The organism is Bradyrhizobium sp. UFLA05-109 (genome assembly GCF_054185165.1).
The window spans coordinates 45,882-68,649 of record NZ_JBBIAR010000003.1 but is presented as its reverse complement, the minus strand read 5'-3'; the positions used below and the strand labels follow the sequence as shown (position 1 = coordinate 68,649).

The window sequence follows — 22,768 nt, the reverse complement described above, 5'->3', positions numbered from 1 at the left end:
TTTTCGCGAGCGTGCGTCAGGCCTTCATTTCGCAGGGATTCTGTTCCCTGGTCGGATAGATCTGTTCCAACGGATCGTTCGCCGCCGGGACGGCATCGCCCAGCACAAGCATGTCCCACTGGTCCTTCATCTGCTCCTTCGGCTTCACCGTGAACGGGTAGGCCTCCTGCACGAGCTGATGATCCCAGGAGCGGAAGTAGGCCTTGCGCGCCTTGCCGATGTCGAACTGGGACTGCTTCTCGAAATAACCGATCAGCTCGCTGCTGTCGGTCGACTTGGTCGTGTTGATTGCCTCAGCGAGCAGCTTGAGCGTCACGTAGTCGATCCAGGCGTGGTTTTCCGGCGGCTTGCCGTATTTCTTGATGAAGGCGGCGACGAACGCCTTCGAGGTCGGGTTGTCCAGCGTGTGATACCAGACAGTCGGCCAGGTGCCGCTGAGATTGCCGGCGCCTGCCGCCCAGGCATCGCCGGTGTTGAGGTTGAAGCCGACCAGCGGGTAGGGCAGGCCGAACTCGGCATATTGCTTGACGAGATTGGTGACCTGGTTGCCGGCGAGGTTGCAGCACACCACATCGGGCTTGGCCTGCCGCACCTTGAGCAGATATGGGCTGAAGTCGGTGACGTCGGTTGCGATCAGCTCGTCGCCGATCAGATTGGCCTCGTGCGTGCCGAAGAAGGCCTTGGCCGCCTTCAGGAGGTCGTGGCCGAAGATGTAGTCGGCGGTGAGCGTGAAGAACTTCTTGCCCTTCACCATGCCCTTCTGCGACAGCGCGGTGCCGACCGCATTGACCATCACGGTATTGGGGATGTCGCAGTGGAAGGAGTATTTGTTGCAGTTCTTGCCGCGCAGCGCGTCGGAGCGCGCGCCGGTCGAGAAGAACACCTTCTTGTTGCGTTCGGCGACCTGCATGATCGTGAGCGAGGACGCCGACGAAATTTCGCCGAGCAGCACCACCGCGCCGTCCTGCTCCAGCATCCGCTGCGCCTTGGTCGCTGCGGTCGCGGGGTTGATGGAGTCCTCGGAGAGGAGATCGATCTGCTTGCCCAGAATGCCGCCGGACTGGTTGATCTCCTCGGCGGCGAGCTTCACGCCGAGCTGGGCGTAGCCGCCGATCACGCCGAGAAAGCCCGTCAGCGGCGTCAGGTGTCCGATCCTGATCTTTTCCACCTGGGCGCGCGCGATCGCGGGAAATCCGAGCGCGGATGCACCGGCAAACGCAGCGCTCGCCTTTAGCAATGTCCGTCGGCTGGTGCGGATCATCTCAAAGCCTCCCTCCCGGTGCATCGCGGTGTCTCCCTTCAGTACCGACGATGCGATATTGTGAGAGACGTTTTTCTAATGCTGGAGGATAATCCCGAACGGCTTCGCCGGTGTCAACCGGCAAAATCGCCGCTTGCGCGCGCCTTAGACTTTTGTCGCTGCTGGCTTGGACGGCGTCGTTTTGGCGCCGAACTCCGCGGAGAGCCGGTTGGCCGCGACCTGAACGACCTGTGCGCTCGCGTGCAGCGCCTGGTTCGACAGCCGCCATATCGGTCCGGAAATGCCGAGCGCCCCGATCACCTGTCCGGTGAAATCCAAGACCGGCACGGCGACGCAACGCACTTCCGGATTGAACTCGCCATCGTCGAAGGCAACGCCGGTACGCTGCACCTCGGCGATCTCGCGCATCAGTACGCCTGGATCGGTGATGGATTTCGGCGTCGACGGCTTCAGTTCGGCGCGATCGACGAAGCGCTTGAGCTGCTCGGGTCGCAGCGAAGCGAGAATGATCTTGCCGAGTGCCGTGCAATGCGCAGGCCGTACCACGCCGACCCGATCGGTAAGCTGGAACGCGCCTGGCCCGCTGGTGCGCGCGATGACGATGACGGCATCGCCCATGCGCACGGCAAAATGGCTGCTTTCGCTGGTCTCCCGCGAGAGGTCCTCCAGCACAGGCGTTGCGAGATTGACCATCTCGATCTCGTCGAGCGCGGATGCGGCGAGCGCGAACAGCGGACGGCCGACGCGATAGCGCTTGTTCTCCTTCTCCTGCCGGAGATAGCCGAGCGAGACCAGCGTTTTGGCGAGATGAAAGGTTGTCGAGTTGTGCAGGCCGACGAGCTTGCTCAGTTCGGCAAGGCCGATCCCTTCGCGGTGGCGCGCGACCTGTTCCAGAATCGAGAAGGCACGGCCGAGCGACTGTACGCCGCCGGCGCGCTGCTTGTCGTCGGCGTCGTCGCCATGCGTCTGTGGCGGCGGGACCAGTTTTGCAATGGCCGCCTTGCGCGGGCTTGCGGGCTTTTCGCTGGTGCTTGGCTTGGTACGCGATCTCAAGGAAAAGGCCCCCTTCGATGAATCCATCATGGCTCCAGCCCTGACACTAGCACGCGACAGGCGCGGGGCACCGCGCGTTTCCACGGAAGAAAGACTATCACAATATAAATTGACGTACAGCATTATGAGAAATAGGGTGCCGGCGGCTCAATGATGGCCGCTGCGTCGAAGAAGAAGCCGTCGGGCCGCAGGGAGACGGGTTGAATGTCGCGAAACATGCTCAATGGCGCCCAGGTCATTGTCGACTACCTGATCCAGGAGAAAGTGCCGCAGGTGTTTGGGCTGTGCGGGCACGGCAATATCCAGTTCATCGACGCGCTGTATGAGCGTTCGTCCGAGATCAAGACGATCTCGGTTCATCATGAGAGCGTCGCCGGCTTCATGGCCGACGTTTATTACCGCGTCTCGGGACGGCCGACCGCGACCTTCACCTCCTGCGGGCCGGGCTCGGCCAATTTGCCGATCACGCTTGCGAATGCCTTTCTCGATTCCGTGCCGTTCATGGCGATCACCGGCAACGTGCCGACCAGCCAGTTCAACCGCGGTGCGTTCCAGGAAATGTACCGGCACTATCAGGCCGACTTTCCCTCCACGGTGCGCTCGATCTGCAAGAAGGTGTTTCAGCCGACGCGCGGCGAGATGGTGCCGCTTGCGGTGCGGCAGGCCTGGAAGACCATGATCACGGGACGGCCAGGGCCGGTGGTGGTCGACGTTCCCTTCGACGTCTTCCTGGAGTCGGCCGCCGAAGAAGCGCCGAGGGCGCTCGAGTGGAACGGAAATATCTCCAGCCGTTGCGGCGCCGATCCCGAAGGCGTAGTCAAGGCCGTCGACATGCTGCTCTCGGCCGAGCGGCCGGTGATGCTGGTCGGGCAGGGCGTGCGTTACGGCGGTGCCGCAGAAGAGTTGCGCAACCTCGCCGAGCGCTTGCAGATTCCGGTCGCGGCGTCGGCTTCAGGCCTTGGCGCGCTCGACGTTAATCATCCGCTCGCACTCGGCCTCGTCGCGCGTGCCGGGCACTATCAGGCCAATCACGCGACACGGCAGGCCGATGTGCTGCTCGCGCTCGGTGTCCGTTTCGACGACCGCACCTCGAGCTCGTGGATTCCCGGTTATTCCTTCACCATCCCGCCGACGAGGCTCATCCACGTCGACATCGATCCCGAGGAGATCGGCCGCAACTATCCGGTGGCGCTGGGGTTGATGGCGGACGTTCGCACCTTCCTGCGGCAGGTGCACGCCGAGCTCGACCGTCGCGACAACCTGTTCAGGAAATCCGACGCGCGCAAGAAGTGGCTGGCGCAGATCGATGACTATCGCAAGGAGTGGGACAAGTTCGTCGCACCGGGCTTTTCCGACGACACCACCCCGGTCAATCCGCAGCGTGCCGCGGCCGAGATTGACAAGGCACTGCCGGAGGACGCGATCCTCGTTAGCGACATCGGCGTGCACCACAACTGGCTCTTGGGCTTCTGCAAGCCGAAGCGGCCGGATTCGCTGATCGGCTCGATGGGCTTTGGCCCGATGGGCTTTGGCGTCGCCGGCGTGATGGGCGCGAAGTTCGCCGCGCCCGATCGGCCCTGTGTGTCGGTGTGCGGCGATGGCGCTTTCTTCATGCACGCCAACGTGCTGGGTACCGCCCTCGAATATGATCTGCCCGTGGTGTGGGTGGTCTGGAACAACTACGCTTACGCCTCGATCCGTGGCTTGCAGCGCGGTTATCTCGGCGGCCGCGAGCTTGCGACCGACTTCAAGCATCCAGTCACTGGCGAGCGCTACAATCCTGATTTCGCGGCGATGGCGCGTTCCTGTGGCGTCGAAGGCGTGCGGGTGGACCGCGCCGCAGATATCGGCGAAGCCATCCGCAAGGGCATCGCCGCCAACAAGCCGTATCTCATCGACGTCGATATCGCTGCCGACGTCAACCCGGTCGGCGCAGGCGTGTGGGAGTTGCCGGGTCTCGGCCAAAGCAAGGCGGGCATCGGCACGCGCTATCAGCCGGACTGATCGCGCGGCTCGGCTTTTCAAGTCAACATCAGGGAACACGGGAATGACGCTCGCAGGCAAGAAGGTCGTAGTGGTCGGCGGCTCCTCCGGCATTGGGCTCGCCACGGCCGAGCTCGCCAAGAAGCAGGGCGCGGACGTCATCATCGCCTCGCGTAACGCTGCAAAGCTCGGTGGGGTCGCCGAGCGGCTGAATGTGATCGCGATTCCGGCCGACGTGACCAGCGACGAGAGTGTGGCCGATCTGTTCCGCCGCACCGGCCCGGTCGATCACGTCGTTCTGACCGCGGCACAGCTCAAGACGGGGCCGTTCAAGACGGTCGCCATCGACGACGTGCGCAGCACGATGGAGGGAAAATTCTGGGGCGCCTGGCGCGTGGCGCGCGAGGCTGAGATCCGGCCGGGCGGCTCGCTCACGCTGGTCACCGGCTTTCTCAGCGTGCGGCCGCGTCCGAATTCGGCGATCATCAGCGCAGCGAACGGCGCGCTGGAATCGCTCGCGCGTGCGCTGGCGCTCGAACTCGCGCCGGTTCGCGTCAATGCGGTGTCGCCCGGTGTGATCGATACGCCGATCCGGGCCGCGATGCCGGAAGCGGCGCGGCGCGAGATGCTGGCGAAGACGGCTGCCGCGCTGCCGGTCGGCCGTGTCGGCGTCGCCGAGGACATCGCGCAGCAGATCCTGAGCTCCATGGCCAATGGTTTTGTTACGGGCTCGATTGTCCATGTCGACGGCGGCGCGCTCGTGAACTGAGCTGAAGGGAGTTCGATCATGGCCGAAGAAACCGGCGGCGCCTTCATTCGTCACATTGCCGAAGTGCCCTGGCGCGAATTCCCCAACCATGTCGGTGGAGCGCTGTCAAAACCGTTGGTGATGCCGGAGAATGCCGGCTCGCGCCACATCGACTACCGCATCTCGATGTACCAGCCGATGGCCTATGTCGCACGCCACCATCACAAGGTGCAGGAGCAGGTCTATCACGTGCTCGAAGGCGAGGGGCTGATGGAAATCGCCGGCAAGAACCATGTCGTGCGCAAACACGATGTGATTTTTCTGCCGCCCGGCGTCGAGCACGCGATCTCGAACTCGGGCCTGGTCGATCTCGTGTTCCTGGTGGTCACCTCGCCGGTGACGGATGACGAGAAACCTGTCTGAGCGGGCAGTGTCGGAAGGGAATGGGCATCCTGCGGATTGCAAGATCATGGCAGTTTGCCACTGATTTGCCCGACGTGTCAAACGATTTCGTAAAAGACGAAGTCGACCATACTGGTGGCCTCCCCCTACTTTGCATGGGGTTGTTTTCGAGATTTTGCCCTGAGGCTGGGCGCGGCGCGCCAACGCGAGCTATCCCGAGCCGCCGCCGACGCGCTGTGCCAGCTGATCGAGCAACGGGCGCTGCCCCTCGTTGATCTTCTCGCGCGCCTGGTCGAGCGCGAACCATTCGGCGCGGTCGACCTCGGGAAAGCTCTGCCGCTTGCCGCTACGCGGCGGCCATTCGATCTCGAATGTGTTGCTGCGAATGTTGCGCGGATCGACGTCGAACTCGGCGGCGAAGGCAGTGACGATCTTGCCGCCGCGCTGCTTGACCTGACCGAGCTCGATCAGCGGTGCCGCTAGCTCCGTCCCGAGCTCCTCGGCGAACTCTCGTCGTGCGGTTGCATCGGCCTCCTGTCCATCGGCGTATTCGCCCTTTGGAATGGACCAGGCGCCGAGATCCTTGTTGCGCCAGAACGGTCCGCCGGGATGGACGAGGAGAACCTCGATACCCGGCGGCCGCATTCGGTAGGCGATGATCCCGGCACTCTTGGATGGCATCGCAGGTTCCACGTTTGCGCTTTTGAGTTCCGTCCGGAACGGTGAGCGCTACATTCAACGCAGAATCCGCGGTCACATCAACCGGCTGGTTCGCGGGCCTACGCGGGCTCGACGACCGCTAGCGCGATGCGACGCGAACGCGAGCTTTCGCGCCCCTGGCTGCGCGCGCGGCGATCATGCTGCGTGCCCTGCCGAGCCGGGTCGCCCCCGCCGATGGCTTGCTCTTCTTGACCAGCAGGGCGAGTCGCGTGCGCACGCGGTGAGCCGCAAGCTTCGTGGCAGTCTCCGCAGCCTGCGCCTTCTGCAGCAGCGCAGTGACGCCAGCCGCGGGCAACGCCGAAACGAACGCGACCTCTTTGGTCTTGGATAACCCGCCGACGCCTTCGCACGGCGCTTCGCTCGGCAGATCAATGCGGATCGCGAGCATGTCGGCGTCCTCGATCCAGTCTTCCGCCTGAGTACCGGTGATGATGCGGACGTAGTCGCGTGTCTCACGCGGAAGTACGCCCTGCTTCGCCAGCCATTTCTGTATGCGGCCGCTGCCGGCATTGTAGGCGGCTGCAGCGAGGCCAAGATTGCCGAAGTCATCCCGCAGCTTGCGCAGCAGCTTTGCGGACGCAGGCAGCGCCTTGAACGGATCGAAGGGATTGTCGAGCCCGACTTCGGCTGCGGTTTCCGGCATGAATTGCGCGACGCCTCGCGCCCCGGCGTGGCTGACCTCGTTCGAGCGGAAGCGGCTCTCCTGCCAGATCAGGCGTGCAAAGAACGCAAGCGGGATTTCGCTGTTCTCAGCGGCCTCGCGCAGCGCGTGGCAGAATGCATCGTGCTGCGACTCCTCCGCCTTGCGTTCGGTGGTCGCATCCGCCGGCGTGTCCGACGGGGGAGAACTCTCTTGTGCGGGCGCCTTGTTCGACTGTTCGTCGGCCTTGGCGCTTTCAAACAGCGCTGCGAACGCGGAGGAGATTTGTTCGGATGGACTGGTTGCGAGGAGGAGATTGTTGGCGCTCGGTGCCGTATTGGCTGGTCCGTCGAGGTCGAGCATCAGGACGAGGAACGCGGCGAGCGCCGCGAAGACAAATCGCATTGCTTGTGTGAGCCTCAATTGTGGGTGAGTTGGCCGCAAATGCGCTGCCGATAGGGACTTTTTGACGAGTCGATTGCGGCGAAGCTGCGATCTTTGCTGTTCCTTATGGGAACACCGTATTTTCCTCACTGAGGAACTTCATCGCGTTCCGCGACTTTAATCCCAGGCTGAGGATGCAGGATGTTGCGAATTCTTGCGGCTGTGGTGTTCTCGTTGCTTGCGGCGACGCCTGTCACCGCAAGTGGGCTCGATGCCGCCGCCATCAATGATGCGGCCATGCCCGCGAAGCCGACGGGCTCCGACAAGCCGAGCAGCTCCATCGTCAAGCTTCAGATCCTGCTCGACCGTGCGCACTTCTCGCCCGGCGAGATCGACGGCAAGCCTGGCGAGAACGCGCAGAAGGCCTTGTCCGCGTTTGCCGAAGCAAATGAGCTAAACCTCGACAGGGCGATCACGCCGGATCTCTGGGACAAGCTCACGGCGGCGAGCGACGGCCCGGTCATCGTCGACTACAAGATCACGGAAGCGGACGTGAAAGGACCTTTTCTCAAGAAACTGCCCGCGAAGATGGAGGACATGAAGAGACTCGCGGCGCTGAACTACACGAGTCCGCGCGAGGGGCTCGCCGAAAAATTCCACATGAGCGAGGCGCTGCTCAGCGCGATCAACCCCGGGAAAAGGTTCGACAGGGCGGGCGAGGTGATCGCCGTTGCAAACGTCAGTGGTCAGCAGAATGCGATGCCGGTCGCGCGCGTCGAAATCGACAAGACGCGGCAGACGCTGAAGGCGTTCGACGCAAGCGGAAGGCTGCTCGCGTTCTATCCTGCGACAGTCGGAAGTTCGGAGAAGCCGACGCCGACCGGCACGCTGAAAGTGACGGCCATCAATCAAAATCCGACCTACCGCTACAATCCGGATTACAGGTTCAAGGGCGTGAAATCGAAAAGACCATTCACGATCAAGCCCGGCCCGAACAACCCTGTCGGCTCGACCTGGATCAACCTGTCCGCCGAGGGCTACGGCATTCACGGCACCCCTGATCCCGGCAAAGTGAGCAAGTCGGCTTCGCACGGTTGCGTGCGTCTGACCAATTGGGATGCACTAACGCTCAGCACGAACATCAAGCGCGGAACGCCGGTGGTGTTTCTGGATCGGCCGGGAGAAGCGATAGCGCCCGCGCAGAACCGACCGCTCGCAAAGAGCTCGCGGATGTAGCCTGCTTGCAAGACGATCGTCGTCCTCGAACAGGCGCGTGGCTAGTCCTTGGGCCTCGAACAGGCGCGTGGCTAGTCCTTGGGAAAGTCCTTGCGCATCGCGATCTCGGCGGCGTCACCCGGCGACAGCACAGTCTGGTCGAAGGCCGGCTGCGGCCTCGTCATGATGTCGTAGAGCGAGATGCCCTTGATGGGCTTTGCCATCAGCTCGCGCACGCATTCGGCGAGCGTGCCGTTGTAGACGAGATAGGGCGGGCCTCGGTCCCTGAGGCGCTGGCCCTTCAGCGACGGCCACTTCTTCAGTTCGGCCGGCGCGTCATAGGCGATCGGCGAGCTTTCTCTAAACATGCGCTTGAGCCCTGGCGGCTTGATCTGCCGCAAACCCTAAGGAGCCGGGGTAAACGCATGTTAAAGAATTACTTCAAATCAGCCGGTAACGAAGGCGAGCAGGGTGCCGTTGGCTGCGGCCGGCGCCACGCAGATCGCAGCGCCGCTGCGCGAGGCGGCCGCACCGAGCGCCTTCTCGGTCGCTGCGAGATCGCCGCTCACAAGCACGAGTGCCGCTCCGCCACGCTCGGCAAGACCTGCGAGCGAGACGCCGGGATAGCGCTTGCCGAGCTGGTCGAGTGTCAGGAACACGAAGTCGGCACGGTCGCCGCCGGAGGGCACGGTCACGTCGCCGTCGGCCTCCGCTCTTGCCTCGCGGTCGATCAGGCGCGACAGATGTGCGGCGTCCCTCGCCGGCTCCGGGCTTGCGATCAGAACCTGCTTCAGCCGCTTCGCTCCGTTAGTATGCGTCATCAGCTCGGGAATCCACACCGTCTCGCGCGTCTTGTGCTGGCAGGCGAAGATGCGCACGCCGCCGGGCGCTTCCGCGACCGGCCACTGGAAGACGCGGAACTTCGCCGCTGACACCGTGCCATTTGGCAGCGTCACTGGCCGCTCGAAATCAACCGGCCCGACCGGCGGAAATCCTTGCGCGCGGATCTCCTCCGCGCCCGCCGTGGAATCGACAGCGGTGAAGGCGATTCGCTCGATTCCCTCGCCGCGCTTCTCGAGAAAAGCGCGTGCCGGAGCATTATGTTCTGTCGGCGCGAGCACTCCGAGCAATTCCATGTAGTCGGGGTCGAACATGATGGTGTAATTACCCGATCCCATATGCGCGCTATGGGTGCCGCGCGGCGAGACCGTGAAGCCGAGCCGCTTGTAGTTTTCCGCGGCCTTGTCGAGATCTTTCACCATGACCACGGCGTGGTCGATTCCGATGACGTTTTTGAGGGCCACTTGATTTCCCCGGCATGAATGGGTGCATTAGACTGGCGGGCACGACAACGCACCTGCAAGCGGCTGTCAACTGCGACAGTCGCAGATGCGGTATCTCGTGACGCTTGGGACAATTTGGAAAGATTGATGATGAGTGGTTCATCCGTCACCTGGCCGCATTCGCTGTGGGCCGCGGTCACGCCGCAGGGGCCCGAATTGCCGGAGCTGATTGGAGCTGAGAAGGCGGATGTGATCGTGGTCGGCGGCGGCTTCACGGGCCTGTCGACGGCGCTGCACTTGCGCGAAGCCGGTGTCGATGTCGCGATCGTCGAGGCGGCCGAGCCAGGCTGGGGCGCCTCCGGCCGCAACAACGGCCAGGTGATCCCGACTTTGTCGCGCCCCGATCCCGAGGACATCATCGCGCGACACGGCGCGGTGGGCGAGCGCTTCGTCCACCTGCTGCGTGACAGTGCATCGACGTTGTTCGACGTGACGCGGCGTTACGGCATCGAGGCCGAACAGGAGCAGGCGGGCTGGGTGCAGCCGGTACATTCGCCGGGCCGCATCAAGATCGCAGAGCGGCGGGTGCGGCAATGGTCGAAATTCGGCGCGCCCGTCGAACTGCTGTCGCGCAAGCAGGTGAGGGACATGCTTGGCTCGGATGCCTGGTATGGAGGCTTCTGGAACAGCACCGGCGGCCACATCAATCCGCTCGCGCTGGCGCGCGGACTGGCGCGCAGCGTGCTCGGCCTCGGCGCGCGCATCTATGCGCGCTCCCCGGCCGTGAGCTTTGAGCGGCGCAACGACAGATGGATGGTGAAGACGGAGAAGGCCCAGATCTCCGGCCGCGCGCTGGTGATGGCGACCAATGCCTATAGCGGCGAGTTCTCCAAGCAGCTCGTACCCGACATCTCGCACGAGGTGATGCCGGTGCTGTCCTGGCAGATGGCGACCCGGCCGATGTCGGACAATGTCAGGAAGACCATCATCCCCGCACGTCAGGCGATGTCGGATACCCATGGCGAGCTCTATTTCGCCCGCTACGACGCGCGCAACCGGCTCGTTACCGGCGGTGCCGTGATCGGGCCCGGCAACAGGGCGGAGCGGCTGAAGGCGCGCGTCACCGAGCGGTTGCAACGGCTCTGGCCGCAGATCGGCGAGGTCAGCTTCGACTATGTCTGGAACGGCTATGTCGGCATGACCTCGGATTTTCTGCCGCGGATCCACAAGCTCGGGCCGGATGCATATGGCTGGACCGGCTGCAACGGCCGCGCGGTGGCTCTGACGATTCCGCTCGGCGATCAGCTCGCCAGGGCCGTGCGCGGCGCGCCGGACAGCGAGCTCGCTCTGCCGTTCACCAATCCAGTGCCGATCCCGGCGCACGGCCTGATGCGCAAGCTCGCGCCGCTGATGCTCCTGGTCTACCGACGCCGCGACGCGCGCGAGATCTAGCGCGCGCCGCGATCGTTACTATCCGCGGATCGCCGCATTCGCGCGTTCGGCGGCAGCGGGCATCACCGCCTTCGCTGTCTTGTTGCCTGAGACCACTTCATTGACGCCGATCATGAAGGCGTCGAGGAGGCGCCGCTGTTGCGGATGGAACAGGATCGCCTTGGCGCGCTCGACATCGGCGTTCTGCAGGTTCGCCAGCGCCGCCTCGGCGGCCTGCGCGCCGAACGCATCCTTGAAGGCCTTGCTCGACCATGCGGAGACGCGTGTCGTCGCAAGGCCAGCAGCCGCAGTTTGCAGCGAGGTCGGTCTGCTCGTCGCCCAGAGCAGGAACAGGAACGCCGCCCGCTTGTTCTGCGACTTTGAATTCACGCAGGCCTGCCAGTGCGACATGAAGGGGACGGGTGTCTTGCCGGGAAGGTGCGGGAAGGGTGCAAACCCCGCCTGCTTGGCGACGCGGCTCTTCCCCGGATTGGAGATGTCGGTGGCGAAGTTGCTGCTGTCGATCGCCATTGCAGCTCTCGCTTGCAGAAAGTCGTCAAGCACCTGATACCATTCATAAGTGCCGACATTGGCAGGTCCTGCCTGGCTGAGCAGCCGCGCATACATGTCGATGGCCTCGATCGCCTCGGGACTACCGAAGGCGGCCGTGCCGTCCTTGTTGACCATGGAACCGCCGTAGGAGAACACGAAGCCCATCGCCGGTGGGGTCGAATTGCCGCCAGCTTGCGCCCGCATTGCGATTCCCGCCATGTCGCTGCTCTTGACCGCCTTGGCCGTCGCGAGCAGCTCGTCGAAGGTCTGCGGCACCGGCAGGTTCTTGGCCGCCAATGCATCGGTGTTGATGAACAGGGTCATCGCTTCGGAAGTGATGGGGACGGCGTAGCGCTCGCCGTCGGACCACACCGGAAAGGCGCGCGCGGTCTTCAGGAGATCGCTCTCGTCGTACCAGGCGGGATCCGTCAGAGACTTGTTGGCGTAGTGGGCGTTGAGCGGCTCGAGCCATCCGCCGGAGATGCCTTGGCCATAGACCGTGAACATGAAAACGTCAGGCGTGTTGCCGCCGCGCGCGAGCAGAACCGGGATCGCACTCAAATAGGTGGTCTCAAGCTGGAAGTCCGTGACGACTTTGATGCCGGTGAGCTTGGTGAATTCCGGCAGCAGTGGCGTGATCGCGCTCGACCACGGATGGATCGCGCCCACCAGCGTGATCGTCTGCCCCTCAAACTGTTTCCAGTCGATCTTGGCCTTGGCAAAGTCCGCGGCGGCCTCCTCGGCGAGGCTGCTCCGCGGCCACGTCGTGAGGGTCGGCACGATGACCCCTGCCATGCCCAATGTCTTGATGAAGCTGCGCCGGCTGGTCGGCGCTCGCCCGCTACGTGAATCTTCTCGTGGTGCCATGTTGATGCTCCTCGTTGTGGTTGGTCGTTCACAACATGCAACCTGTGACGCAAGTCGGCTTCGCCAAAGCCGAAGGATCAGGTTCGAAGCCGGAGTAACATGCGGAGGATATTGAGTTTCCGGCTCCCCAATGGGGGCCGGTTCATGTTATTGTTCTAGCCATGCTCTGGCGTTGGCACCAGTAGATGCGCCCGCGAGCATGGAAGACTTAACGCCAATGTCAATCCTTGCTTCGGGCCATGGCTTGCGATGGTTTGCACGGCCGCTGATCCCAGTGGTTGCGGGGCTCGTCGTTCTGCTCGTCGTGACCGGGGTTCTCGGCCTGCGCTACTGGCGCGATCGGCAGGCGCTCAATGTTTCGCTCGCGCACAGCCGCGACGTGTTCGAAACATTCGATCGACTCAAAGCGATCATCGCCGACCTGGAAGCGGAAAGGCACGGGTATCTGCTCACCCTCGATCCCGCCTATCTGAAGGCTTACGGCGTATCCGACGAAAGCGTGCGACGGCAGGCCGAGGCGCTCCAGGCGCTCGTCGCTAGGGATCCGTTGCAGAGCCTGCGCGCCGAACATCTTGCCTTGACCCTTTCGGCGAAGCTCAAGGAGATCGACGACATCGTCAAGACGGCGGCGCGCGAATCCGGGCTGGCAGCGCTGGCGATGATCCGCGGCATGGAGGACATCCGATCGCAAATCGACCTGATGGTCGATCAGGAACGGCTCCGCCAGGTGGATCTCGACAAAGCGGCTGACGAGCTCGAGCAGCGCAGAACGCGGCTCACCATCGCGACTGTCGTCTTCGTCGTCGCTCTGGCCGGTGCGGCACTGGCGCTGGCGCGCGTCGAGGCGAGACGGCGGCGGATGACGACCGAGGAGAACGTCCAGCTCCAGAGCGACCTCCTGGCGCGCGACAGGAAGATCCGGCGGCTGTTCGAGTCCAACATCATCGGGATCATGATCTGGGATCTGGAAGGCCGTATTTTCGAGGCCAATGATGCCTTTCTCCGCATCGTCGGGTACGATCGGGAGGACCTCGCTGCGGGTCGCCTGCATCGCAGGACCCTGACGCCATCCGAATGGCACGAAGACGATGCGCAGCATGTTGCGCAGCTTGAGCGGATCGGGACCGTCCAGCCGTTCGAGAAGGAGTATTTTCGCAAGGATGGCAGTCGCGTGCCTGTCCTGATCGGCGGCGCCATGTTCGAGGAAAACAGAAGTCAGGGCGTGGGCTTCGTTCTCGACCTCAGCGAGCTCAAGCGAGTGGAGGCCGAGGCGCGGGAGAATGAGCGGCGCTATCGCGAGGCCCTGATGGAGCTCGCGCACACCAACCGCATCACGACCATGGGCGAGCTGACGGCCTCGATCGCTCACGAAATCAGCCAGCCGATCGCCGCCACCGTGGCGAACGCGCGAGCTGGATTGAACTGGCTCGGCGCCCGGCCGCCAAATCTGGATGAAGTCGGGCAGACGTTGGGCTGGATCATCAGCGACGGCATGCGAGCCAGCGAGATCATCAGCCGGATCCGTGCCCTCATCAAGAACGCCCCACCGCAAATGGAGGACCTCGAGATCAATCAGCTGGTGCGCGAGGTCATGACCTTGACGCACAGCGAAGTGCTGAAGCACGACGTAACGGTGCGGATGCAGTTCGCCGAAGGCTTGCCACCCGTTCAGGCAGACCGGGTCCAGCTCCAGCAGGTGGTTCTCAACCTGATCATCAATGCCGTCGAGGCGATGAGCCATGTCCGCGAAGACCCGCGCGAGCTGTTCATCTCCACCGGCAGAAACGATACGAACGGCGTCGTCATTAGCGTGCGGGATTCAGGCCCGGGGCTCGATCCGAAGAGCATGGGCCGCGTTTTCGAACCGTTCTACACCACCAAGTCTGAAGGCATGGGGATGGGGCTCGCCATCTGCCATTCGATCATCGAGGCACATGGCGGGAAGATGTGGGCTGGCGCGAACGAACCGCGCGGGGCGGCGTTCCAGTTCACCCTGCCTTTGGCCGAGGAGACCGCGCGCATCGGAAAGGCTGCTCCGGCGCCGGCGTTGGGTTGAAGCGCCTCGGCCAAATGACGCAAGTCGACTCCGCTACACGGCCGTTTGATGCTCCCGTGCGAACGTGCCGCCGGGGACCGAGGCGAGCAGCGCCTGGGTGTAGGGATGTTGGGGCCGGCCGAACACGTCCGCCACCAGCCCATGCTCGACGATCTCGCCGTCCTTCATGACTGCGACCAGGTCGCAGACCTGCGCCGCGACGCGCAGATCGTGAGTGATGAAGACGATCGAGAGCCCGAGCCGCTCGCGCAACTCGCCGAGCAGTTTCAACACCTGCGCCTGTACCGACACGTCGAGCGCGGACACCGGCTCGTCCGCGATCAGCACATCCGGCTTCAGCGCGAGCGCGCGCGCGAGCCCGATGCGCTGGCGCTGGCCGCCGGAGAATTCGTGCGGGAAACGGTCGCCGGCGGATGGATCGAGCCCGACCAGCGCGAACAGCTCCCTGGCTTCAGTCATCGCGGTCGCGCGCGGCGTGCCGTGGACGATCGGGCCCTGCGCGACCAGCTCGGCGGCCTTGCGGCGAGGATTGAGCGAGGCAAAGGGGTCCTGGAACACCATCTGGATGTGACGGGTCTCGCGGCGGATATCATCGCGCGGCAGTTTCGCCCAATCCTTGCCGTCGACCAGGATCGCGCCATGGTCGGGATCGATCAGCCGCACGATGCAGCGCGCAAGCGTCGACTTGCCCGATCCGGACTCGCCGACGATACCGAGCGTCGCGCCCCTGGGCAGCGTCAACGACGCGTCCTTCACCGCCGCGGTGACGCGCGCACCACGGCCGAGAAAGCCGCCGGTACGATAGGTCTTGGCAACGTTGGTGATGGTGAGGATGTCGTCTGATGACAGCGGCCGCGGCGGCGGCGCCGCCAGCGGCGGTACCGCGGCGATGAGCTGCTTCGTATAGGCGTGGGTCGGGCGGCTTAGTACGTCATCGGCCGTGCCTTGCTCCACGATCTTCCCGTGCTGCATCACCACGACGCGGTCGGCGATCTCGGCGACGACACCGAAATCGTGGGTGATGAACAGCACCGCCGTCTTCTTGCGCTGCTGGAGATCGCGGATCAGCTTCAGGATCTGCGCCTGCGTGGTGACGTCGAGCGCGGTGGTCGGCTCGTCCGCGATCAGCAGCTTTGGGTCGAGCGCCAGCGCCATCGCGATCATCGCGCGCTGGCGCTGGCCGCCAGAGAGTTCGTGCGGATAGGCCTTGGCCGCGGATTTCGGATTGGGGATGCGGACGTCTTCGAGCAGCGACAGCACCCGCGCGCCGATCTCTGCCTTGGAGAGATTGGTGTGGATCCGGAACATCTCCGCGATCTGGTCGCCTACGGTCCGCAAGGGATTGAGCGCGGTCATCGGCTCCTGGAAGATCATGGCGATGCCGGCGCCGCGCACCTCGCGCATCGCGGCCGGGTCGATCGTGCAGAGATCGCGGCCGTCGAACATCATCCGGCCGTTCTCGATTCCGACCTCGGCCGGTAACAGCCGTATGATGGCATTGGCCATCATCGACTTGCCGGAACCGGATTCGCCGACGAGGCAGAGAATCTCGTTCGAGGCGATCGACAGCGATACGTCGTTCAGCGCATGCGTGCGATCGGCGCCCTTGGGCAGGCGAACGCTGAGGCCATTCAGGCTGAGGACCGGTTGCTCGCTCATCGGCTCTTCAGCCTCGGATTCAGTGCATCGTTCAGGCCCTGGCCGACGAGGGAGACCGCAAGCACGGTGACGAGGATGGCGATGCCGGGAATCGCCGAGACGTACCATTGCACGCGCAGCACGTCGCGCCCGAGGCCGATGAGGTTGCCCCAGGATGCCACATTGGGATCGGACAGCCGCAGGAAGGCGAGCGCGCTCTCGAGCAGGATCGAGAGCGCCATCACCACGCTGGCATAGACGATCACCGGCGGCAGCGCGTTGGGCAGGATCTCGCCGAGGATGAGCTGAAGGTCTCTCATGCCGAGCGTGCGCCCGGCCTGAACGAACTCGCGGTTGCGCAGCGACAGGAACTCGGCGCGGGTCAGCCGCGCTGATGCAGGCCAGGACACGATGCCGATCGCGATCGTGACCGTCGTCAGCGTCGAGCCGAACACGGCGACGAGCACCAGCAGCAGCACGAAATTCGGCAGCGTCTGGAAGGCTTCCGTGATCCGCATCAGGATGTTGTCGACCCAGCCGCCGTAATAGCCGGCAAACGCCCCGATCAGCGTGCCGATCGCCACGGCGATCACGGTGGCGACGCCGCCGATCAGGAGCGAGATCCGCGCGCCGTAGAAGATCTGCGCCGCGATATCGCGCCCCGAATTGTCGGTGCCGAGCGGAAAGTGCGGATTGGTGAACGGCCACACCAGCGGCCGGCCAGCGAGCGCCAGTGGATCGCGCGGATAGAGCACGCCGGCCGAGATCGCCATCGCGATCACGGCGAGCAGGAGCACGAGGCCGATCACGGCCGCGGGGCTGCGGAAATAGCGTTTCACCGCGTCCATCTCAGCGCTCCGCCGAAATGCGCGGGTCGAGGCGCGCGTAGAGGAGGTCGACGGCGAAATTGACGACGATGACCAAGAGCGCCGAGACGAAGACGATGCCGAGCAGGGTGTTGAGGTCGCGCTGGATCACGGACTCGTAAGCCAGCCGCCCAAGTCCCGGCAGCGAGAACACGCTCTCGACGACCACCGAGCCGCCGAGCATGGTGCCGGCCTGCAGGCCAATCAGCGTCACCATCGGCAGCAGCGCGTTGCGCAGCACGTGCCCCATGACGACGCGGGTCTCGTCGAGGCCTTTGGCCCGCGCTGTGCGGACATAGTCGAGGTTCAAGACCTCGAGCATCGAGGCGCGCATGATGCGCAGGTAGATCGCAAGGAAAATCAGGCCGAGCGTCAGCGTCGGCAGAATGAGATGACGCGCGATGTCGATGATGCGGAAGATGCCGGTCCGCACCTCCCCGATATCCTCGAAACCACCGGCCGGCAGCCATTGCAGATAGATCGAGAACACGACGATGGCCATCAGGCCGAACCAGAATGACGGCGTGGCATAGAAGATCAGGCCCAGCGTCGAGATCAGCGTATCCGGCCATTTGTTGACGGCGCGCGAGGCGATCACGCCGAACACGAGGCCAAAGAAGAACGCGAAGGACAGCGAGGCCGTCATCAACAGGAGGGTCGGCGGCAGCCGTTCCACGATCACGGTCGCGACCGGCTTGCCGTAGATCGAGGAGAAGCCGAGATCGAGCCGCACCAGATGCCAGAGATAGTTGGCGAGCTGCGCCGGGACCGAGAGGTCGAGGCCGTAGAACTTGCGCAGCTCGCGCGCGGTCGCGGCGTCGCCGCCGCCCATCTGCGCCATCAGCGCGTCGACGGTGTCTCCCGGCGCGAGTTGCAGCAGCAGGAAGACGCCGATCAGCATCAGGAACAGGGTCGGGATCGAGGCGGCGAGCCGCCGCCCCGCGAGGCCTATGATGCGCATGGCATCATCTTGACGAAAAACGGATCACGCGGAAAGCCAAAGATCGTGCCAGCTCGATGAGCCCCAGCGCGGGGTGTTGGAATGGTTGCGGGCCTTGGCCGTGATCACGGTGACGAAGATCTGCTCGATCGGCATCCAGACGGGCAGCTCCGTGTTCACCTCCTTGACGAACTCGGCATAGAGCGCCTTGCGCTTGGCAGCGTCGAGCTCGGTGAGGGCATCGTCGATGGTTTTGTCGACCTGCTTGTCTTCCCAGTCCCACTGGTTGGTCCAGGGTGCGCCCTTGGGCTGGCCCGAGCGGTACCACACCGTGGTCGAGACGGCGGGGTCGTTGCGGTACTGGTGCCAGCCGGTGGCGAGATCGAAGGCGTGCTCGTCATAGACCTGCTTGAGGAAGCCGCCGCCGTCATTGCGCACGATGTCGACGCTGATGCCGACATCTTTCAGCGATTGCTGAATGAAGGTCGACCACAGCGAGATGTCCTCACCCCAGGGCGCGGGCAGGAGTTTCAGCGAGAAGCGGGCGCCACCGGCGCCGGCCTTGTACCCGGCCTCGTCCAGCAAGGCAGCCGCCTTGGCCTTGTCGTATGGGTACTGAGGCGTGTTCGGACCTGGATAGAAATCCGTCGAGGTCGACGGAATCGGCCCAGTGCCGAGCTTGGCGAAGTCGCCCAAAAAGTTCTCGATGAAGAAGGGCACGTCGATGGCATGCGCGATCGCGCGGCGCACGCGTATATCCGATAATTCCTTGCGGCGGAAGTTGAATTCGATCGTGTTGGTGCGCGCGTTGCCTTCGTTGCCTTTGGTGGTGACGATGAAGCGCTTGTCCTTCCCCAATCGCGCCATGTCGGAGATCGTCAGGCTCGAGAACGGGGAGTATTGCAGTTCACCGGCTTCGAGCTGGGCTGCGGCAGCTGAACGGTCGGTGATCACCTTCCAGACGATGCGGTCGAGATAGGGTGCGTTGGGCCGCCAGTAGTCGGGGTTGCGGTCGGCGATGATGTATTGGCCGCGCTCATATTTGACGAACTTGAACGGGCCGGTGCCGACGGGGGCGAGGTTGACCGGGTTCTGTCTGATGTCGCCGCTCTCATAGAGATGCTTTGCGGAGATGTAGCCGAGGTCGGGTAGCGCGCGGAGCAACAGGTTCAGCGGCATAGGCCGCTCGTAGCGGAATATCGCGGTTTGCGGGTCCGGCGTGTCGACGGCGGTGAGGAAGAGCTGGAGCGTCGAGCCGTAGTTCAAGATCTTCTTCCACATGTTCATCGCCGTGAAAGCGACGTCTTCGGATGTGAAAGGCTTGCCGTCGTGCCAGGTGACACCCTTGCGCAGCTTGAACGTGATGCTCTTGCCGTCGGGCGAGGATTCCCAGCTCTCGGCGAGCACACCGACCGGCTTGCCGTCGGCGTCGAGATCGACCAGGCTCTCCTGGATCTTGCCGCTGATGATGTAAACGCCGGTGGATGCCTGGATGCTCGGATTGAGCTGGCGCTGTTCGGCATTGTAATGGACGTTGAACACGCCGCCCTTCTTCGGGGTCTCCTGCGCAAACGCCCGCATCGGGTTGATGACGTTGGCGGCGATTGCCGCCGAGGTCAGGAGCGCCGTGCGGCGGTTGATTTCCAGGCGGGTCAAATCCATACGAGGTCTCCAAAAACGACTTAAGGGCCGCAGCTAACGGCCACACAGTGTCCCTGTCTACGCCGGAGCGGCGCTCAAGTCATTTTGAAATGGTCTGCGATTGCGGAATATCCTTCCGCAAAAGGTCGCATGGACGCGTCGCAGCGATTGGCGTCAGCGATCGGCCTGCGTGATATAGGCGGCCAGCACCGCGCGTTCCTCGCCAGTCATTTCCGTGATGTTACCCGGCGGCATCGCGCTCGACCATGCAGCGACGCGTCCGATCAACCTGATGTTGCGCTGGATATGCTGGGGTGCGTCGAGCAGGATGCCCTTTGGCGCGGTGACGATGCCGGCCCACACGGGCTCTGCGGCATGGCACATGCTGCAGCGGGACATCACGATCTCCTCGACATTGGCGAGCGTCGGCTGCGCGGCAAGCGCGCCGGTCTTCACCTCGCGCGGGCCGGCGGCGGAGAGAACGCCGATCGCGATCACGCCGACTGCTGCGACAGCCCACACCCACCACGGCGATTTGCGGCCGGCATGGCGCTCGTTGAAGAAATGTCGGATCACCGGCCCCAGCGCCAGCACGATCGCGACGATAATCCAGTTGAAACGCGTCGCGTAGAGCAGGGGATAGTGGTTGCTGATCATCAGCACGACGACGGGGAGCGTCAGATAATTGTTGTGGACCGAGCGCTCCTTGCTGGTCTTGCCGAGCTTCGGGTCGGGCGATTGTCCCGCGATCAGGCTGGCTACGATCTTCTTCTGGTTCGGGATGATCACTGCAAAGACGTTGGCGACCATGATGGTGCCGATGATCGCGCCGATCTGGTTGAACGCGCCGCGGCCGCTCAGCACATGGGTGAAGGCGTAGGTCAGCGCGACCAGGAAAAGATAGCCGCCGATCGCAAAGCCGAGCTCGCGCTGGGCGAGGCCCGTGCGACAGGCGATCTCGTAAAGCAGCCAGGCGAGTGCGAGGCTGCAAAAGCTGAACAGGCCCGCCTGAGCTGGTGTGAGATCGAGGATCGACTTGTCGACCAGGAACAGATCGGCGTCGAGATAGTAGACCACCACCATCAGCGCGAAGCCGGAGAGCCAGGTGGTGTAGGCCTCCCATTTGAACCAGGTCAGTTCCTCCGGCATCTGGCTTGGTGCGACCAAATATTTCATGATCCGGTAGAAGCCGCCGCCATGCACCTGCCAGGCTTCGCCCTGCACGCCGTCAGGCAGGTCGCGCTTCGGCTTCAGGCTGAGATCGAGATGGATGAAATAGAAGGAGCTGCCGATCCACGCGATCGCCGCCACCACATGCAGCCAGCGCAGGAGCAGGCTCGCCCATTCCGAGATGATGGATCCCCACATGCTTACCCCATCCGTCGCGACGTCGATGCCGCAGCTTTGATGACCGCAACCGGCGGCCGCGCCCCTACAATGTGTCGCACCGATCGACGGGATTTTCCAGCAGGACAGCAATACGCATTGCACATCCTGCGGGCATGAGCTGATGTGCGATTCGGCACTCGAAGGCTGCGGAGGAACTCGTGACGAAGTATCTTGGACGTCCCAAGTCGGTTTTGGCCTCCGCACTGCTCGCGGCTGTCATCGGCACGACCGCCTCGGCTGAACCCGTGCTGAAAGGCAAGGAGGCCTTCGGCAGTTGGCAATCCGACAAGCCTGGCATCCTCAGGTTGATCCGGCCGCGGGATCTTCCTGCGCCGGGCGCGTCGCGATCGGTTGCCAATGCGTCGTCGGTAGTGGCGCGGCCCGCCGAAGCGGCGCCGCTGGCGCCGGAGGGTTTCAAGATCGAGCTGCTTGCCGAAGGGCTTTCAGGCCCCCGCATCCTGCGCGTCGCACCGAACGGCGACATCTTCGTTGCTGAAACGCGGGCAGGACGCATCCGCGTGCTGCGCGCAGACGGCGCGAAGATCGTGGCGAATGAAATTTTTGCCAGTGGGCTGAACCGTCCGTTCGGCATCGCCTTCTTCCCGAACGGCGACAATCCGCAATGGGTCTATGTCGCCAATACCGACAGCGTCGTCCGCTTTGCTTATCGCAGCGGCGATCTCAAGGCATCCGGCAAGGCGGAAACGGTGGTCGCGAACCTCGCGCACGGCACCGGCCATTCCACTCGCGACATCGTTTTCACGCCGGATAAAAAGCGGATGTTCGTCTCGGTCGGCTCGGCCGGCAATGCCGGCGAAGGCATGGGCAATCCGCCCGGCGGCATCGAGGCATGGTCACGCGCGCAAGCTCTCGGCGCGCCCTGGGGCTATGAGGCCGAGCGCGCAGCGGTGCTGGCCTTCGATCCGGACGGCAAGAACAGGAAGCTCTACGCGACCGGCATTCGCAACTGCGTCGGCCTCGCCATTGAGCCGCGCAGCGGCCTGCCCTGGTGTTCGACCAACGAGCGCGACGGCCTTGGCGACGATCTCGTGCCGGACTATGTCACCAGCGTACGGGAAGGCGCGTTCTACGGCTGGCCGTGGTTCTATATCGGCGCCAATGAAGACCCGCGCCATGCTAGCGCGCGGCCCGACCTGAAGGACAAGGTCACGATTCCCGACGTGCTGCTGCAATCGCACTCCGCTTCGCTCGGCATGACGTTCTATCAAGGCAGCAATTTTCCGACCGACTATCTAGGCGATGCCTTCGCCGCCGAGCACGGCTCATGGAATAGATCCAAGCGCACCGGCTACAAGGTGATCCGTATCCGGATGAAGGACGGCAAGCCGACTGGCGAGTACGAAGACTTTGTCACCGGCTTCGTCGTCAACGACAGCGACGTCTGGGGCCGCCCGGTGGGTGTCGCGGTGGCCAAAGACGGCGCGCTGCTGATCTCGGAAGACGGCAACGGCACGATCTGGCGGGTCACGCACGCGCCGCAATGACGCGCTGCGCAGCGCTAACGGATGCACCCTCTCCCCTTGCGGGAGAGGGTGGTTTCGATGCGTAGCATCGAAGCCGGGTGAGGGGTCTCTCTCCGCGAGTTACTCTCTCAGTTGTATTCGCGGATGCAACCCCTCATCCGGCGCTTCGCGCCACCTTCTCTCGCAAGGGGAGAAGGAAGAGGGGCGGCGTTCGC

The 22,768-nt window shown here is 63.8% G+C and carries 19 protein-coding genes; 7 read left to right on the top strand and 12 right to left on the bottom strand.

What is annotated here, in order from left to right; all coding sequences use genetic code 11:
* Positions 1-16: 16 nt before the first annotated feature.
* Positions 17-1,285, bottom strand: a complete 1,269-nt coding sequence (locus Q3C01_RS02805) for an ABC transporter substrate-binding protein (RefSeq protein WP_458143626.1) — start codon at positions 1,283-1,285, stop codon at positions 17-19.
* A gap of 120 nt (positions 1,286-1,405) precedes the next feature.
* Positions 1,406-2,314, bottom strand: coding sequence for an IclR family transcriptional regulator (locus Q3C01_RS02800; RefSeq protein WP_458143625.1), 909 nt, complete (start codon positions 2,312-2,314; stop codon positions 1,406-1,408).
* 204 nt (positions 2,315-2,518) lie between these two features.
* On the opposite strand from Q3C01_RS02800, the gene Q3C01_RS02795 reads away from it, so the two are divergent.
* From Q3C01_RS02795 to Q3C01_RS02785, 3 genes are read left to right on the top strand one after another with little or no spacing between them, the layout of a single operon-like run.
* A complete protein-coding gene (locus Q3C01_RS02795; RefSeq protein WP_458143624.1) occupies positions 2,519-4,318 on the top strand; it encodes a thiamine pyrophosphate-binding protein in 1,800 nt (599 codons plus the stop codon).
* Positions 4,319-4,361: 43 nt separating this feature from the next.
* Positions 4,362-5,066, top strand: a complete 705-nt coding sequence (locus Q3C01_RS02790) for an SDR family oxidoreductase (RefSeq protein ID WP_458143623.1) — start codon at positions 4,362-4,364, stop codon at positions 5,064-5,066.
* Between the two features lie 18 nt (positions 5,067-5,084).
* The gene (locus Q3C01_RS02785) at positions 5,085-5,468 is read left to right on the top strand and encodes a cupin domain-containing protein (RefSeq protein ID WP_458143622.1); all 384 of its coding nucleotides are present in this window, start codon (positions 5,085-5,087) and stop codon (positions 5,466-5,468) included.
* A 189-nt stretch (positions 5,469-5,657) separates the two neighbouring features.
* On the opposite strand, the gene Q3C01_RS02780 is transcribed toward Q3C01_RS02785, so the two are convergent.
* Entirely contained in the window at positions 5,658-6,128 is a 471-nt protein-coding gene (locus tag Q3C01_RS02780) for an NUDIX hydrolase (protein WP_458143621.1), read from the bottom strand.
* Positions 6,129-6,246: 118 nt separating this feature from the next.
* Positions 6,247-7,212, bottom strand: coding sequence for a lytic transglycosylase domain-containing protein (locus Q3C01_RS02775; RefSeq protein ID WP_458143620.1), 966 nt, complete (start codon positions 7,210-7,212; stop codon positions 6,247-6,249).
* Between the two features lie 180 nt (positions 7,213-7,392).
* On the opposite strand from Q3C01_RS02775, the gene Q3C01_RS02770 reads away from it, so the two are divergent.
* Positions 7,393-8,427, top strand: a complete 1,035-nt coding sequence (locus Q3C01_RS02770; protein WP_458143619.1) for a L,D-transpeptidase — start codon at positions 7,393-7,395, stop codon at positions 8,425-8,427.
* 71 nt (positions 8,428-8,498) lie between these two features.
* On the opposite strand, the gene Q3C01_RS02765 is transcribed toward Q3C01_RS02770, so the two are convergent.
* Positions 8,499-8,774 (bottom strand): hypothetical protein, encoded by a 276-nt coding sequence (locus tag Q3C01_RS02765; RefSeq protein WP_458143618.1) that lies wholly within the window; start codon positions 8,772-8,774, stop codon positions 8,499-8,501.
* Between the two features lie 78 nt (positions 8,775-8,852).
* Complete coding sequence (locus Q3C01_RS02760) at positions 8,853-9,710, bottom strand: VOC family protein (RefSeq protein WP_458143617.1); 858 nt, start codon at positions 9,708-9,710, stop codon at positions 8,853-8,855.
* Between the two features lie 129 nt (positions 9,711-9,839).
* Here Q3C01_RS02760 and Q3C01_RS02755 point away from each other — a divergent pair, with 129 nt between their 5' ends.
* Positions 9,840-11,141, top strand: coding sequence for an NAD(P)/FAD-dependent oxidoreductase (locus Q3C01_RS02755; RefSeq protein WP_458143816.1), 1,302 nt, complete (start codon positions 9,840-9,842; stop codon positions 11,139-11,141).
* An 18-nt stretch (positions 11,142-11,159) separates the two neighbouring features.
* On the opposite strand, the gene Q3C01_RS02750 is transcribed toward Q3C01_RS02755, so the two are convergent.
* On the bottom strand, positions 11,160-12,539 hold the full coding sequence (locus tag Q3C01_RS02750) for an ABC transporter substrate-binding protein (protein WP_458143616.1): 1,380 nt from the start codon (positions 12,537-12,539) through the stop codon (positions 11,160-11,162).
* 217 nt (positions 12,540-12,756) lie between these two features.
* Here Q3C01_RS02750 and Q3C01_RS02745 point away from each other — a divergent pair, with 217 nt between their 5' ends.
* Positions 12,757-14,595 (top strand): ATP-binding protein, encoded by a 1,839-nt coding sequence (locus Q3C01_RS02745; RefSeq protein ID WP_458143615.1) that lies wholly within the window; start codon positions 12,757-12,759, stop codon positions 14,593-14,595.
* Positions 14,596-14,628: 33 nt separating this feature from the next.
* Here the strand turns inward: Q3C01_RS02745 and Q3C01_RS02740 are convergent, their stop codons facing one another.
* The 5 genes from Q3C01_RS02740 to Q3C01_RS02720 form a co-directional block, all read right to left on the bottom strand.
* A complete protein-coding gene (locus tag Q3C01_RS02740; protein WP_458143614.1) occupies positions 14,629-16,254 on the bottom strand; it encodes an ABC transporter ATP-binding protein in 1,626 nt (541 codons plus the stop codon).
* Complete coding sequence (locus Q3C01_RS02735; protein ID WP_458143613.1) at positions 16,251-17,081, bottom strand: ABC transporter permease; 831 nt, start codon at positions 17,079-17,081, stop codon at positions 16,251-16,253. The genes Q3C01_RS02740 and Q3C01_RS02735 overlap by 4 nt, the downstream gene beginning before the upstream one ends.
* A gap of 1 nt (position 17,082) precedes the next feature.
* Complete coding sequence (locus tag Q3C01_RS02730; protein ID WP_458143612.1) at positions 17,083-18,060, bottom strand: ABC transporter permease; 978 nt, start codon at positions 18,058-18,060, stop codon at positions 17,083-17,085.
* 24 nt (positions 18,061-18,084) lie between these two features.
* Positions 18,085-19,701 (bottom strand): ABC transporter substrate-binding protein, encoded by a 1,617-nt coding sequence (locus Q3C01_RS02725; protein ID WP_458143611.1) that lies wholly within the window; start codon positions 19,699-19,701, stop codon positions 18,085-18,087.
* 153 nt (positions 19,702-19,854) lie between these two features.
* On the bottom strand, positions 19,855-21,048 hold the full coding sequence (locus Q3C01_RS02720; RefSeq protein WP_458143610.1) for a urate hydroxylase PuuD: 1,194 nt from the start codon (positions 21,046-21,048) through the stop codon (positions 19,855-19,857).
* Positions 21,049-21,260: 212 nt separating this feature from the next.
* Here Q3C01_RS02720 and Q3C01_RS02715 point away from each other — a divergent pair, with 212 nt between their 5' ends.
* Positions 21,261-22,574, top strand: coding sequence for a PQQ-dependent sugar dehydrogenase (locus tag Q3C01_RS02715; protein WP_458143814.1), 1,314 nt, complete (start codon positions 21,261-21,263; stop codon positions 22,572-22,574).
* Positions 22,575-22,768 lie beyond the last annotated feature (194 nt).